This is a genomic window from Kineococcus sp. NBC_00420 (assembly GCF_036021035.1).
GTDB lineage: Bacteria > Actinomycetota > Actinomycetes > Actinomycetales > Kineococcaceae > Kineococcus.
The window spans coordinates 1366457-1379798 of the sequence record NZ_CP107930.1; the positions used below are offsets into that span (position 1 = coordinate 1366457).

The window sequence follows — 13342 nt, forward strand, 5'->3', positions numbered from 1 at the left end:
TTCTGGTCATGCCCGGTTGGCTCCGGCTAGTCATTTCGTGTCACTCTCGGGGCCATGTCCGCACCGCCTGAACACCGATCCGGCACGTCTTCACCCACCTCCGACGGCACCCTGGGCGCCCGCGACCTCGGTCGCCTGAAGAAGCCTCCCGTCGACCGGAAGACCTTCGCGATCGCCGCGGGTGTGGTCGTGCTCTTCCTCCTCGTGGGGGCGATCTGGCCGACCCAGCTGAAGTCCGGCGCGGACGCCGTCCTCGAGGTCGTCGTCGGTGACTTCGGCTGGGCCTTCGTGCTCGGCGCGACCGGCTTCGTGGTCCTCGCCCTCGTCCTGGCCTTCAGCCGCTTCGGCCGCATCCGCCTCGGTCGCGACGAGGACCGCCCGGAGCACTCCCGGGCGTCGTGGATCGCGATGATGTTCTCCGCCGGCATGGGCATCGGGCTGATGTTCTACGGGGTGACCGAGCCCGTCACCCACCTCATGACCGTCCCGCAGAACGATGCGCAGGCCGGCTCGCAGGACGCGGCGCGCGAGGCGATGAACTACTCGCTCTTCCACTGGGGTCTGCACCCGTGGGCGATCTACGCCGTCGTGGGTCTCGCCCTGGCCTACTCCAGCTACCGCAAGGAACGGGCGGGTGGGTTCTCCGCCGCCTTCGCCCCGCTGCTGCGCGGCAAGCGCGGCAAGGGTGCGGCCCGGGTCATCGACGTGTTCGCGATCTTCGCGACGCTGTTCGGCTCGGCCGTCAGCCTCGGCCTCGGCGCCGCCCAGATGAACGGGGGCCTCACCGAGGTCTTCGGCATCCCGAACAGCACCACCGTGAAGGCGATCATCATCGCCGTCCTGACCGTCTGCTTCATCCTGTCCGCGATCAGCGGGATCGAGCGCGGCATCAAGTGGCTCTCCAACACCAACATGGTGCTGGCCCTGGTGCTGCTGTTCTTCCTCTTCGTCGTGGGCCCGACCGTCTTCATGCTCAACCTGATCCCGGCCTCCGCCGGGAACTACCTGGCGGCGCTGCCGACCATGGCCTTCCGCACGGGAGCCTTCGGCGGCACCGACTGGCTCAGCGCCTGGACGTTGTTCTACTGGGCGTGGTGGGTGTCGTGGACGCCCTTCGTCGGCGCCTTCCTGGCCAAGATCTCCAAGGGCCGCACCATCCGCGAGTTCATCGTCGGCGTCATGCTCATCCCGACCGCCGTCAGCCTCGTCTGGTTCTCCGTGCTGGGCGGTGCGGCGATCGACCTGCAGCGCAAGTTCGTCGAGGGCACCGGGGGTGCCGACATCGCGGGCATCGCCAACCAGGAGTCGCAGATGTTCACGTTCCTGCAGCAGTTCCCCTGGGCCGGGGCCACGTCGGTGCTGGTCGTCCTCCTCGTCGCGATCTTCTTCGTCTCCGGCGCCGACGCCTCCAGCATCGTCATGGGCTCGCTGAGCTCCTACGGCGTCGACGAACCGCAGAAGTGGCTCGTGGCGCTCTGGGGCGGGCTGATGGGGCTCGTCGCGATCGTGCTGTTCTTCGCCGGCGGGCTGGAAGCGTTGCAGGACATCACGATCATCGCAGCCGCCCCGTTCCTCGTCATCATGGTGCTGATGTGCGTGGCCCTGGTGAAGGACCTGACGCGCGACCCGGCCGTGACGGCCACGAAGCGTCGCCGCGGCGACACCAAGGACCCGCGGATCACGGCCGTCGACCACGACTGGGAGAGCCCGGTCCCCGTGGACGAGAGCCGCTGACCCACCGCGAGCACGAGACCCCCGGGACCGACGTGGTCCCGGGGGTCTCGTCCTGCTCGGGCCCTGGTCAGCCGCCCTGCATCACCGACACCAGTGGGACGTCACCGGGGAGCCAGTCCACGCCCAGCCACTGCCCGCGGGGCAGCCAGCGCAGGTCGTCGTGGTCCTGCAACGGTTCGGGGGTGCCGTCGACCAGGACGGCCCACCAGACCCGCATCTGCAGGTCCGGGCTCAGCGGCCAGGCGCCGTCGGGGTGGACGACCTCGGAGCCGAGCTCGACGCGGACGCCGAGTTCCTCGCGCAGTTCGCGGTGCAGGGCCTCGAGCGGCGTCTCCCCCGCCTCGACCTTGCCGCCGGGGAGTTCCCACCGCCCGGCCAGGGCGGGCGGGGCGCTGCGGCGGGCGGCGAGCAGCCGGGTGGGACCCTCGAGGGAGTCGACGATCGCCGCGCCCACCACGAGTCTCACGAGGTCACCGCCGAGGCGGCCGGCAGGGGTGACGCGCCGCGGGCGGCGAGGTAGCTCTCGAGGAGCTGCGACTCCGAGGTCTGGCTGGTGACGATGGCGCCGGCGAGGTCGCGGACCTCGTCGGTGGTGGCGTGGTCGGCGCCGTAGCGGGCCATCTCGATGCCGCCGGTGTGGTGGCGCAGCATGAGCTGGAGGAAGTCGACCTCGAAGGTCTCCCCCGTCTCGGAGTTCAGCCGGGCCATCTCCGCCGGGGTCGCCATGCCGGGCATGATCCGCCCCTGCCGCTGCTCGACGACGTGACGGGCGTGCAGGTCGGTGCCCGCCATCCACGCCATGACGGCTGTGCCGGAGCCGGAGATCGGCTGGTGCCAGCTGATGAGCAGCTGCTGCATCCGGCCCGCCTGGTTGCCCTGGGTGGAGGCGATGTCCACGGCGAGCAGGCGCACCTCGGGGCTCGGGGCCGCCTCGATGGCCGTGTAGGCCATCGAGACCGCCTGGGAGTGGTGGGTCGCCATGTCGCGGGCGAAACCGACGTCGACGGAGTTGGCCCCCGGCGCGGTCGGCAGGGCCCGGCCCGCGATGATCCCCAGGACCAGCGCGAGCAGCAGCGCGACCAGGCCGAGCAGCACCGTCCGGGCGGAGAGCGCTCGCATCAGCCCGTCGGCGTCCCGACGCCGTTGGAGCACAACGCGCCGGGCTCCGGGGTCTGTGCGCCCTGGACGTACTCGGAGAGGAACGCGCCGATCCTGGGGTCGTCCGCGCTCTGCACCGGCAACTGGTGGTTCCACGCGGAGAGCACGATCGGCGCCGGCAGGCCCTCGTAGGGCGAGAGCACCGTGTAGGTCTCGTCGGCGACGTCGTTCTTCAGCTGATCGACCTGGGCGGCGGGCAGGTCCGGGCGGTAGGTGATCCAGACGGCGCCGTGCTCCATGCTGTGGACGGCGTTCTCGTTCTGGACGGGGGCGTTGTAGACCCCGCAGTTGAGCCACCGGTCGAAGTGCGAGCCCCCGACGGGCGGGTCCTCCGCGTAGGTGACCGGGTCACTGACGTGGACACCCCCCTTGTAGGAGTAGGTCTTCACCGCGTCCAGCGAGGGCGGGGAGGGCCGGTTCACCAGCACGGCCGTCACGGCGCCCGCGGCGGCGAGGACCACGACGGTCGGGATCGCGATGACCACCGCCCGGCGGCGTCGTGCGTGGGCCTTCTCCTGGCGCTGCATCGCGGCGACGCGGGCGGCGCGGTCGCTGGCGGAGTTCCGTGGGGGCTCCCCGGAGGTCGAGCCGGCCATGGGGGTGTTCCTTCCCGTCGTGGTGGGGCACCGCCACGGCGGGTGGCGACATCTCTCAGTCTGCAACGTCGCAGACGCGGAGAAGGTTCACCGTGAGCACACTCCGGAGCGTGACGCACACCACAGCGCGGCTCACTGGGGGTGTCGCGAGGCCTCCCGGGCCCGACGGGCGCGGTCACCGTGGTCGGCGCGCTCCACAGCGGCGACGCGGTGCCGCGGACTGGTCCGCCAGTAGACGACGGCGAACCCGGCAGCGATGGCGAGGACGACGAGGACGACGTACTGCATCGGACCACCGTAGACCCGGTACCCCGTGCCGCACAGTCCCCCCGGACGACTTCTGGGGAGATTCCCACCCTTCCGGAGGACCGGCGGGTGGGATCTCCCCAGGAGGTCGAGCGAGGTTCAGGCACCCAGTTCGAGCTGCGCTCCGGGGATCGCCTCGAGCAGGGCCTTGGTGTACTCCTGCTGCGGGTCGTCGAAGACCGCGTCGACGCTGGAGTGCTCCACGAGCTTGCCCCGCTGCATCACCACGACGTCGTCGGCGATCTCGCGCACGACGGCGAGGTCGTGGGTGATGAACAGGTAGGTCAGACCCAGTTCGGCCTGCAGGTCGTTCAGCAGCCGCAGGATCTGGCCCTGGACGAGCACGTCGAGCGCCGAGACGGCCTCGTCGCAGACCACGACCTCCGGCTGCAGCGCGAGCGCCCGGGCGATGGCCACGCGCTGGCGCTGACCACCGGACAGCTCGTTGGGGTAGCGGCGCAACGAGCTCTGGGGCAACGAGACCTTGTCGAGCAGGTCGCGCACCCGGGCCTCGCGGCTCTTGGCGTCCCCGACGCCGTGCACCCGCAGCGGTTCCTCGATCGAGGAGAAGATGCTCCAGCTCGGGTCCAGGGATCCGTAGGGGTTCTGGAAGATCGGCTGCACCCGGCGGCGGAACGCGAAGGACTGGCGCCGGTCGAGGGTGGTGGTGTCGACGCCGTCGAAGAGCACCTCCCCCTTCGTCGCCGGCAGCAGGTTGAGGACCATCTGCGCCACCGTCGACTTGCCGGATCCCGACTCACCGACGACGGCCAGCGTCGTCCCGCGCTTCACCGAGAAGCTGACGTCGTCCACCGCGAGGAGCTTCTCCCCGCGCGGACCGGCCCCGCGGATGACGAACTCCTTGGTGAGGTTGCGGACCTCGATGACCTCGGGGGTCGCCGCGTCCGGCACCGTGACGGGGGTCTCGGCCGCGACGACGGCGTGCGCACCGACGGCCTTCGCCTCGGCCTGCTCGACGATGCGCGCCCGGTGCTCGGACTGCATGCGCCGCGACGCCAGCGAGGGCGCCGCGGAGACGAGGCGCTGGGTGTAGGGGTGCTGCGGCGCCCGGAGGATCTGCAGCGCCGGACCGGACTCCACGACCTGGCCCTTGTACATGACCACGAGGTGCTCGGCCCGTTCCGCGGCGAGGCCGAGGTCGTGGGTGATGAGCAGCACGGCCGTGCCGAGGTCGGCGGTGAGGGAGTCCAGGTGATCGAGGATCCCGCGCTGGACGGTGACGTCGAGCGCCGAGGTCGGCTCGTCCGCGATGAGCAGGCGCGGCCGCGAGGCCAGCCCGATCCCGATGAGCGCACGCTGGCGCATCCCGCCGGAGAACTCGTGCGGGTACTGCTTGTAGCGGCGGGCGGCGTCACCGAGCCCGGCCTCGCCCAGGACCTCGATGGCCCGCTTCTTGGCCGCCGCCCCCTTGGCCAGGCCGTTGGCCTCGATGGCCTCCTTGACCTGGAACCCGATGTTCCACACCGGGTTCAGGTTCGACATCGGGTCCTGCGGGACGAGTCCGATCTGGTTGCCGCGCAGGGCGACGTACTCACGCCGGCTGGCGTGCGCGATGTCCTTGCCGTCGAACAGGATCTGCCCGCCGACGACCTTGCCCGTCCCGGCCAGCAGACCGATGACGGCCATCGCCGAGGTCGACTTGCCCGATCCGGACTCGCCGACGATGGCGACGGTCTGACCCGGGTAGACGGTGAAGCTGGCGTTGCGCACGGCGTGCACGTCCCGCCCGCCGGAACGGAAGTCGACCTGGAGGTCCTTGACCTGCAGCAGCGGTTTGCTGCGGTCGACCGGCTGGGCGTTCTTCTCGGGGCTCATCGGGTGCGGCCCTTCGGGTCGAGGGCGTCGCGCAGGGCGTCGCCGAGCATGAGGAAGGACAGCACCGTGATCGAGAGGCCGATCGAGGGCCACAACAGGATCCACGGGTCGGTCCGCAACGAGACGCGGGCGTTGGAGATGTCGCCACCCCAGGACACGATGTTCGGCGGCAACCCGAGGCTGAGGTAGGACAGCGTCGCCTCGGCCGCGATGAACGTGCCGAGCGAGATCGTCGCGATGACGATGACCGGGCCGATCGCGTTCGGGATGACGTGGCGCACCAGCGTGGCCATCCGGCTGAGCCCCAGCGACTTCGCCGCCGTCACGTACTCGGCGCTGCGCACCTGCAGCACGGCCCCGCGCATGATGCGCGCGACCTGCGGCCAGGCGAAGAGGGCCAGGGTGAGCGCGACGGTCAGGACGTTGCGGCCCTTGAGCGTCTGCAGGAGCACGATCGCGCCGAGGATGAGCGGCACGGCGAAGAAGATGTCGGCGACCCGGGAGAGGATCGCGTCCAGCCAGCCGCCGAAGAACCCGGACAGGGCCCCCACGACGCCGCCGATGACCACCACGATGACCGTCGTCAGCAGACCGACGCTCACCGAGGCGCGGGCACCGTAGATCAACCGGGCGAAGACGTCGGTGCCGGCCCTGGTGACACCCAGGGGGTGCGCCGACGACGGCGCCTGCAGCGAGAGCGAGAGGTCGACGAAGCGCGGGTCCTGGTCGGTGAACCACGACGGGAAGAGCGAGACGACGATCAGCGCGAGGATGATCAGGCAGGCGACGATGAAGATCGGTCGCTTGCGCAGCTGCTTCCAGGCGTCGGCGAACAACCCGCCCGAGGGGGCGGACTCGTCGACGGCGTCGACGGCCGCGAGAGGGGTCTCCTCCAGCGGGGCGACGAAGTGCTCCTGCCCCGGGCGCACCAGGGTGCCGCCGGGGTTTCCGGTCGCGTGCGTGGGCTCAGACATAGCGGATCCTCGGGTCCAGGACGGCGTAGAGCAGGTCGACGACGAGGTTGGCCACCAGGTAGACGACGACCAGGATCGTGACGACCGAGACGACGGTCGGCCCCTCCTGCCGGATGACCGACTGGTACAGCAGGTTGCCGACACCGGGGATGTTGAAGATGCCCTCGGTCACGACGGCGCCACCCATGAGGGCACCCAGGTCGGTGCCGAGGAAGGTCACCACGGGGATGAGGGAGTTGCGCAGCACGTGGACCGTCATGACCCGCGGTCCGGAGAGGCCCTTGGCCGTCGCGGTGCGGACGTGGTCGGCGGAGAGGCCCTCCGCGACGGAGTTCCGCGTGAGCCGGAGCACGTAGGCGAAGGACAACGCCCCCAGCACGATGCCGGGCAGGAGCAGGTCGGTCAGCGCGGGATCACCACCGACCGTGGGCCGGACGATCCCCCACTTCACCCCGACGAAGTACTGGCCGATGAAGGCCAGGACGAAGACGGGGATGCCGATGACCACGAGGCTGATGAACAGCACGGTGGAGTCGAAGATCCCCCCGCGGCGCAGGCCGGCGATGAAGCCGAAGACGATGCCGAAGACGGCCTCGATGACCAGCGCCACCACCGCGAGCTTGATCGTGACGGGGAAGGCGCGGCCGATCTGGCTGATGACCGGCTGGCCGGAGAAGGACGTCCCGAAGTCCAGGGTGAAGATGCCCTTGATGAAGAGCAGGTACTGGACGAGGAACGGCTGGTCCAGGTGGTACTGCGCGGTCAGCGTCGCCCGGGCCGTCGCGCTGACGGGCTTGTCCCCGAACAACGCGAGGATCGGGTCCCCCGGCAGCAGGAACACCAGCGCGTAGATCAGGAGCGTGGCTCCGAAGAAGACGGGCACCATCTGCAACAGACGGCGCCCGATGTACCAACCCATCACGAGCCTCCTCGGGGCACGACCATCCATGGCCGGCCCGGCCGTTCACGATTCCGTCCCGGCGGGTCAGTGTGCTCCCGGCCGGCTGTCCACGCGCGAACGGGGGTGGGTCGGAGAGCTCCGACCCACCCCCGGGACCTCACGTCAGGACTTGGTGATCTGGTAGTAGAGCGGAACGCTGTTCCAGCCGAACTGGACGTTCTTGGCGTCCTTGTCGAACCCACCGCTGGCGTTGGAGTACCAGAGCGGGATGACCGGGAGGTCCGCGAACAGGATCGTCTGCGCCTGCTGCAGGATCTTGTTGGCCGCGTCCTGGTCGGTGGTGCCGGAGGCCTTCACCAGCAGCTCGTCGAACGCCGGGTTGGTGTAGTCCCCGTCGTTGGAGCCCGCGCCCGTGGCGTAGATCGGGGCGAGGAAGTTGTACAGACCGGGGTAGTCGGCCTGCCAACCGGTGCGGAACGCGCCCGAGATGGTGCGGTTGGTGATCTCGGTGCGGATCTGGGCGAAGGTCGGGTACGGCTTGCCCTCGGCCTGGATGCCCAGGACCTGGCGGATCGCCGCGGTCACCGCGTCGACCCAGGCCTGGTGGTCACCGTCGACGTTGTAGGCGATGGTGAACGTGCTGCCGTTCCAGGGGGCGATGGCGTTGGCCTGCGCCCACAGCTGCTTGGCCTTGTCGGCGTCGAGGGAGAGGACCTCGTTGCCCTCGACGGTCTCCGAGTAGCCGGCGATGACCGGGGAGGAGAAGTCCTTGGCCGGGGTGCGGGTGTCGTTGAAGATCGCCTTGCACACCGCGGCGCGGTCGAAGGCGTAGCTGAAGGCCTGGCGGCGCAGCTTGCCCTCCTCGCCACCGAAGCCGGCCAGGCCCTCGGGGATGCAGAAGGACTGGAAGATCGCGGCGGGCTGGTTGACGGCCCCGTCGCCGAGGTCGTCCTGGTAGGTCGCCAGCGCGGAGGACGGGATGTTGTCCAGCACGTCGAGGTCACCCGACTGCAACGACGAGTAGGCGGCGTCGTACGTCTCGTAGAAGACGAAGGCGAGGCTGTCGTTCTGGGCCTTGCGCGGGCCGTCGTAGCCGTCGTTCTTGACGAAGTCGATCCGGACGTTGTGCTGCCAGGCGCCGGTCTCCTTCAGCTTGTACGGGCCGTTGCCGACCGGGTTCTCGCCGTAGGCCTTGATGTCGGTGTAGGCGGTGTCCGGCAGCGGGTAGAAGGCCGAGTAGCCGAGACGCAGCGGGAAGTCGGACTCCGGCTGCAGCAGCGCGACGGTGAAGGTGGTGTCGTCGACGACCTTGAGGCCGGACATCGTCTGCGCGGTCGGCGGGTCGGCCTGGACCTCGGGGTAGCCGGCGATCGGCTCGAAGAAGTAGCTCGAGAGCTGCGCGTTGGTGCCCAGCGCGCCGTAGTTCCACGCGTCGACGAACGACTTGGCGGTCACGGCGGAGCCGTCGGAGAACTTCTGACCCGACTTGATCTTGATCGTGTAGTTCTGCGCGTCGGTGGTCTCGATGGAGTCCGCGAGGTCGTTCTCCGGGGTCCCGTCGGCCTTGTAGTAGACGAGACCGGCCCACAGCGAGTCGAGGAGGCGGCCGCCGCCGACCTCGTTGGTGTTGGTCGGGACCAGCGGGTTCTGCGGTTCGGTGCCGTTGGCGACGACGTCGCCGCCGGAGGCGCCGCTGCTGGCGCCGTTGCCGGAGCCCTTGTCGTCGTCGCCGCCCCCGCAGGCGGCGAGGGTCGCCAGGGCCGCGGCGCCCAGGGCGCCCTTGAGGCCGTCACGACGGGTCAGGACGGGTCCGCGGCTCACGATCCCGAAACGCTTGGTGGGCTGCACTTCGTCGTCCTTCTCGAAGCTGCTCAAGGTGGAACTCCTCCTCGCGGGGCATGTCTTCTTGGGCAGGTTGCCCAACTTCGGCGACTCCTGCCGAGCAGGATGTCCACCTCAAAAGGTCGGAACGCACGCTAACACTGGGCCAACCTGATTTCGGACGCGTGCCCGGCCGAAAACGTCGTGGCCTCGGGCACGCGTGCTCCAGTGTCCCCCGCACCGACCGCGCCTGCACCCTCTTCGGGACGTTCTGCAACCACGGAACCACGCAGAGTCGCAGGTCAGCGCGTTGGACGCCCTCTCGGGCGCCCGAGGTAACGATGTTGTTGCGGTCTGGTCGCTGGTTGCTCCGGTCCGGGGAACCGGCCACCGGCGGAGAGCGAGGAGCGGTGGGATCCCCATCGACCCCACCGCGTCCCCGCACCGTGGCACATCCTGACGTCGCAGCCCAGCTCCGGAAGACATCGAGAGCAAACCGTCACACAACCGTTTCCGAGGCGTGTCGGGATTGTTTCGGGCGTGTTTCGACGTGGTGCGGAAAGGTCAGACGTTGAACCGGAACTCCACCACGTCGCCGTCGACCATGACGTACTCCTTGCCCTCGATGCGCACCTTGCCCGCGGACTTGGCCTCCGCCATCGACCCGAACGACACCAGGTCCTCGAAGGAGACGACCTCGGCCTTGATGAAGCCGCGCTGGAAGTCGGTGTGGATGACGCCGGCGGCCTGCGGGGCCGTCGCGCCCCGCGGGATCGTCCAGGCCCGCGACTCCTTGGGCCCGGCCGTCAGGTACGTCTGCAGGCCGAGGGTCTGGAACCCCACCCGGGCCAGCTGGTCCAGACCGGACTCGGTCTGGCCGACGGACTCCAGCAGCTCCGCGGCCTCCTCGGCCGAGAGCTCCGCGAGCTCGGACTCGAGCTTGGCGTCGAGGAACACGGCCTCGGCCGGCGCCACGAGGTCACGCAGATCCTGCATCCGGGCCGCGTCGCCGAGGACGGTCTCGTCGACGTTGAAGACGTAGAGGAAGGGCTTCGTCGTCAGCAGCCCGAGCTCCCTGAGCAGCGGGAGGTCGACGTCGTCGGCCTTCGTCGCGGCGTAGAGGGTGCGGCCGGAGTCGAGCACGGTCTGCGCGGCCAGGGCCGCCGTGAGCACGGCGGGGTCCGCCTTCTTGCCCTTGACCTCCTTCTCCAGCCGCGGGATCGCGCGCTCGAGGGTCTGCATGTCGGCCAGGACGAGCTCGGTGTGCACCGTCTCGATGTCGTCGGCCGGGTCGACGGCACCGGCCACGTGCACCACGTCGGGGTCGGCGAAGGCGCGCGTGACCTGGCAGATCGCGTCGGCCTCACGGATGTTGGCGAGGAACTTGTTGCCCAGCCCCTCCCCCTCGCTGGCGCCCTTGACGATGCCCGCGATGTCCACGAACGAGACCATCGCCGGGACGGTCTTCTCGCTGGAGAAGACCTCGGCGAGCTTGTCGAGGCGCGGGTCGGGCAGGGCGACGACCCCGACGTTCGGCTCGATCGTGGCGAACGGGTAGTTCGCCGCGAGCGCGTCGTTCTTGGTGAGCGCGTTGAAGAGGGTGGACTTGCCGACGTTGGGCAGGCCGACGATGCCGATGGTGAGTGCCACGGGTACAGGACCCTACCCGCTGCGCTCAGCCCGCCTGCTCGACCAGGAAGCGCCGCAGCTCGCCGACGTCCTGGAAGGAGGTCAGCTGCTCGTCGGAGAACTGCACGTCGAACTCCGCCTCGAGGGAGTACATGATGTTGATGTGGGCGAGCGAGTCCCACCCCGGCACGTCGGCCGCCGTGCTGGCGTCGCTCAGCTGGAGGTCGTCGACCGCCAGCACCTCGCGGAAGACCTGCAGCATGCGTCCCTCGACGCCGTCCCCACCCAGCGTTCGGTTCGACTGCTCGCTCACCAGGACACCTCCACCTTCTGCTCGTCGTCCAGACGTGCCGACGGCACGTCCCTGAGGTCGATGACGCGCCGCGCCACCTCCACCTGCACCAGCCCCGGTGTGCTCACCGCGGCCGGCAGTTCCAGCGTCCAGACCGTGGACGATCCGTCCCGGCCCCCCTGCTCGAAGCCGAGGCGCTCGTAGAGCCCCGCCACCTGGGAGTTCTTCGCGCTGGGCACGTGGGTGCCCCGCAGCGACGTGCACCCCAGCGAGTCCGCCGTGCGCACGAGCACCCCGAACATCTCGTCCTCGACCGTGCGCCCGATGACCCGGCAGCTCAGCAGCCAGCTGTCGACGTCGAGGACGTCGCCGTCCCGGCGGGCCAGGAGCACCCCCACGACCCCGTGGTCGGCGAAGCGGTCGCGGACCCGCACGACCTGCGCCGTCCACGCCGGGTCCTGCGCCATCGCCTCGACGTCGGCGAGGGAGTGGCGACGGGTCGTGAGGTTGAACTGGTTCGTCTTGCCGAGCAGCTGCGCCACCCGGGCCAGGTTGTCCGGCCCGAGGTCCGCGACCTCGGCGTGCATGTCCAACGAGGCCAGGTACTCCTCGAGGGTCCCGGCGTTCTCGCGCACCTCCACCGCCTGCGCCCGTGCCTTGTACTGCGCCGTGCGGGCGGCGTCCTCGGCGGTGAGCGCCTCGGTCTCGAAGAACGGGTAGTCGGCGAGCGCCGCGACGTAGCCGGCGGGTTCGCGGGGCAGCGCGACGACGTCGACGTCGGGGAGGAGTTCCCGGACGGCCTCGCGTTCGGCGGGGTTGTCGTCGACGAACACGAGGGAGTCCTCGCCGATGCCCAGCGTGCGGGCGATGGAGCGCACGGCCGTGGGTTTGTCCCCCCAGCCGGCCTCGAGGACGGCGACGTCGTCCAGGGAGAGCAGCATCTCGGGGTTCTGCTCGAACGCCTCGCGGACGTGGGCCTCGTCGTTCTTGGAGCAGATCGCCAGGACGACGCCCTTCTCCTTGAGGTCGAGGACGTAGCGCTGGAAGGCGGTGAACGCCTCGCCGCGGGCGCCGTGCCCGATCTCGATGCCGTGCGGGCCGAGTTCACCGAGGATCCCGCCCCACAGGGTGTTGTCGAGGTCGAGGACGAGGCACTTGCGCGAGCGGCCGTACTGGGCGCCGATGACGGCGGCGGTGTGCTGGGCGAGCAGCGGCACGCACCCCAGCGCGACGGCCTGCTTCGCGGCGTGGACGTAGCGCGCGTCGATCCAGGTGCGCTTGCCGACCGTGGAGGCCAGCCGTTCGCAGTCGACGATCCCGACCCCTTGTCCCGCAGCGGTTCCGGCGAGCTCGCCGAGGCGCTCGGAGAAGCGCCGGAGCATCCAGTGCCGCGACCCCGGGGTCTGGTCGGCGAGGTGGCCGAGGGCCACGTCGGCCGGGACGACGACGTCGTGCTGGACGACGCGGGCCCCGAACCGGGACCGGGCGGTGTCCCACAGCGACGTCCACCGGGCGAGTTCCGCCTCGACGCTCGCCTCGGGGTCGTCGCTGCGCGCGGGCAGGTCGACGGCGCTCTCGTCGACCGCGAGGACGATGACGTCGGGGGCGAAGGTGTGCAACCCGCTGGTGGGGTCGAGGAGTTCCGCGCGGAACAACCCGTACCCGCACTCGTAGACCTCGACGTCGACACCGGCGCGCGCGCAGGCCAGCGGCAGGAGCTGGGTGAACTGCGTCGTGGTGTAGCTGCCCAGGACCGCGACCCGCGCCGTGCGCGGGGCGGGCGGCAGCTGCTCGCGCACCGATCGCCACACCCGGTCGGCGCCCAGCCACGCGGCGAAGTCGGCGCCGGCGCCGCTCGTCGCGGCGTCGGTCGCGGCGAACGCCCACTGCGCGCTGCGACGGGGCGAACCGGCGCTGCGGTGGGCCTTGGCCAGCGCCAGGCAGGCCCGCGACGTCGGCACCGCGGTGGCCCCGATCGCGGCGAGGGCCTCCCGGACCTCGTCCGTGGTGCCGTCCGTGGTGCCGTCCGTGGTGCCGTCCGTGGTGTCGTCCGTGCGCGAAGCGTTCGGCTCTTCGACCGTCATGTCCATCCCCT

General features: G+C 70.3%; 12 protein-coding genes. 1 reads left to right on the top strand and 11 read right to left on the bottom strand.

What is annotated here, in order from left to right:
* The first annotated feature begins 54 nt into the window (after positions 1–54).
* Positions 55–1734, top strand: a complete 1680-nt coding sequence (locus OG218_RS06635; protein WP_328292414.1) for a BCCT family transporter — start codon at positions 55–57, stop codon at positions 1732–1734.
* Positions 1735–1801: 67 nt separating this feature from the next.
* On the opposite strand, the gene OG218_RS06640 is transcribed toward OG218_RS06635, so the two are convergent.
* The 11 genes from OG218_RS06640 to OG218_RS06690 all read right to left on the bottom strand — a co-directional run bounded on the left by OG218_RS06640 (position 1802) and on the right by OG218_RS06690 (position 13331).
* A complete protein-coding gene (locus OG218_RS06640) occupies positions 1802–2200 on the bottom strand; it encodes a (deoxy)nucleoside triphosphate pyrophosphohydrolase (protein ID WP_328292415.1) in 399 nt (132 codons plus the stop codon).
* Positions 2197–2853, bottom strand: a complete 657-nt coding sequence (locus OG218_RS06645) for a DUF305 domain-containing protein (protein ID WP_328292416.1) — start codon at positions 2851–2853, stop codon at positions 2197–2199. The genes OG218_RS06640 and OG218_RS06645 overlap by 4 nt, the downstream gene beginning before the upstream one ends.
* Positions 2853–3488 carry a DUF3105 domain-containing protein gene (locus OG218_RS06650; RefSeq protein WP_328292417.1) on the bottom strand — a complete coding sequence of 212 codons (636 nt, stop codon included), beginning with the start codon at positions 3486–3488 and terminating at the stop codon, positions 2853–2855. The genes OG218_RS06645 and OG218_RS06650 overlap by 1 nt, the downstream gene beginning before the upstream one ends.
* A gap of 132 nt (positions 3489–3620) precedes the next feature.
* The gene (locus OG218_RS06655) at positions 3621–3776 is read right to left on the bottom strand and encodes a hypothetical protein (RefSeq protein WP_328292418.1); all 156 of its coding nucleotides are present in this window, start codon (positions 3774–3776) and stop codon (positions 3621–3623) included.
* A 117-nt stretch (positions 3777–3893) separates the two neighbouring features.
* Positions 3894–5630: an ABC transporter ATP-binding protein gene (locus OG218_RS06660; RefSeq protein WP_328292419.1), complete on the bottom strand. Its 1737-nt coding sequence runs from the start codon at positions 5628–5630 to the stop codon at positions 3894–3896.
* Positions 5627–6604: an ABC transporter permease gene (locus tag OG218_RS06665; RefSeq protein WP_328292420.1), complete on the bottom strand. Its 978-nt coding sequence runs from the start codon at positions 6602–6604 to the stop codon at positions 5627–5629. Before OG218_RS06665 ends, OG218_RS06660 begins: the two co-directional genes overlap by 4 nt.
* Positions 6597–7523: an ABC transporter permease gene (locus OG218_RS06670; protein WP_328292421.1), complete on the bottom strand. Its 927-nt coding sequence runs from the start codon at positions 7521–7523 to the stop codon at positions 6597–6599. Before OG218_RS06670 ends, OG218_RS06665 begins: the two co-directional genes overlap by 8 nt.
* Before the next feature lie 144 nt (positions 7524–7667).
* Positions 7668–9308, bottom strand: a complete 1641-nt coding sequence (locus tag OG218_RS06675; protein ID WP_442906466.1) for a peptide ABC transporter substrate-binding protein — start codon at positions 9306–9308, stop codon at positions 7668–7670.
* A gap of 582 nt (positions 9309–9890) precedes the next feature.
* Positions 9891–10976: a redox-regulated ATPase YchF gene (gene ychF, locus OG218_RS06680; RefSeq protein ID WP_328292423.1), complete on the bottom strand. Its 1086-nt coding sequence runs from the start codon at positions 10974–10976 to the stop codon at positions 9891–9893.
* Positions 10977–11001: 25 nt separating this feature from the next.
* On the bottom strand, positions 11002–11268 hold the full coding sequence (locus OG218_RS06685; protein ID WP_328292424.1) for an acyl carrier protein: 267 nt from the start codon (positions 11266–11268) through the stop codon (positions 11002–11004).
* Positions 11265–13331, bottom strand: a complete 2067-nt coding sequence (locus OG218_RS06690) for an HAD-IIIC family phosphatase (RefSeq protein ID WP_328292425.1) — start codon at positions 13329–13331, stop codon at positions 11265–11267. Before OG218_RS06690 ends, OG218_RS06685 begins: the two co-directional genes overlap by 4 nt.
* Positions 13332–13342 lie beyond the last annotated feature (11 nt).

Coding starts and splice junctions, on each gene's coding strand:
- OG218_RS06645 (WP_328292416.1), bottom strand. CDS start 2,853: ATGCGAGCGCTCTCCGCCCGGACGGTGCTGCTCGGCCTGGTCGCGCTG.
- OG218_RS06690 (WP_328292425.1), bottom strand. CDS start 13,331: ATGACGGTCGAAGAGCCGAACGCTTCGCGCACGGACGACACCACGGAC.
- OG218_RS06635 (WP_328292414.1), top strand. CDS start 55: ATGTCCGCACCGCCTGAACACCGATCCGGCACGTCTTCACCCACCTCC.
- OG218_RS06665 (WP_328292420.1), bottom strand. CDS start 6,604: ATGTCTGAGCCCACGCACGCGACCGGAAACCCCGGCGGCACCCTGGTG.
- OG218_RS06660 (WP_328292419.1), bottom strand. CDS start 5,630: ATGAGCCCCGAGAAGAACGCCCAGCCGGTCGACCGCAGCAAACCGCTG.
- OG218_RS06670 (WP_328292421.1), bottom strand. CDS start 7,523: ATGGGTTGGTACATCGGGCGCCGTCTGTTGCAGATGGTGCCCGTCTTC.
- OG218_RS06650 (WP_328292417.1), bottom strand. CDS start 3,488: ATGGCCGGCTCGACCTCCGGGGAGCCCCCACGGAACTCCGCCAGCGAC.
- OG218_RS06655 (WP_328292418.1), bottom strand. CDS start 3,776: ATGCAGTACGTCGTCCTCGTCGTCCTCGCCATCGCTGCCGGGTTCGCC.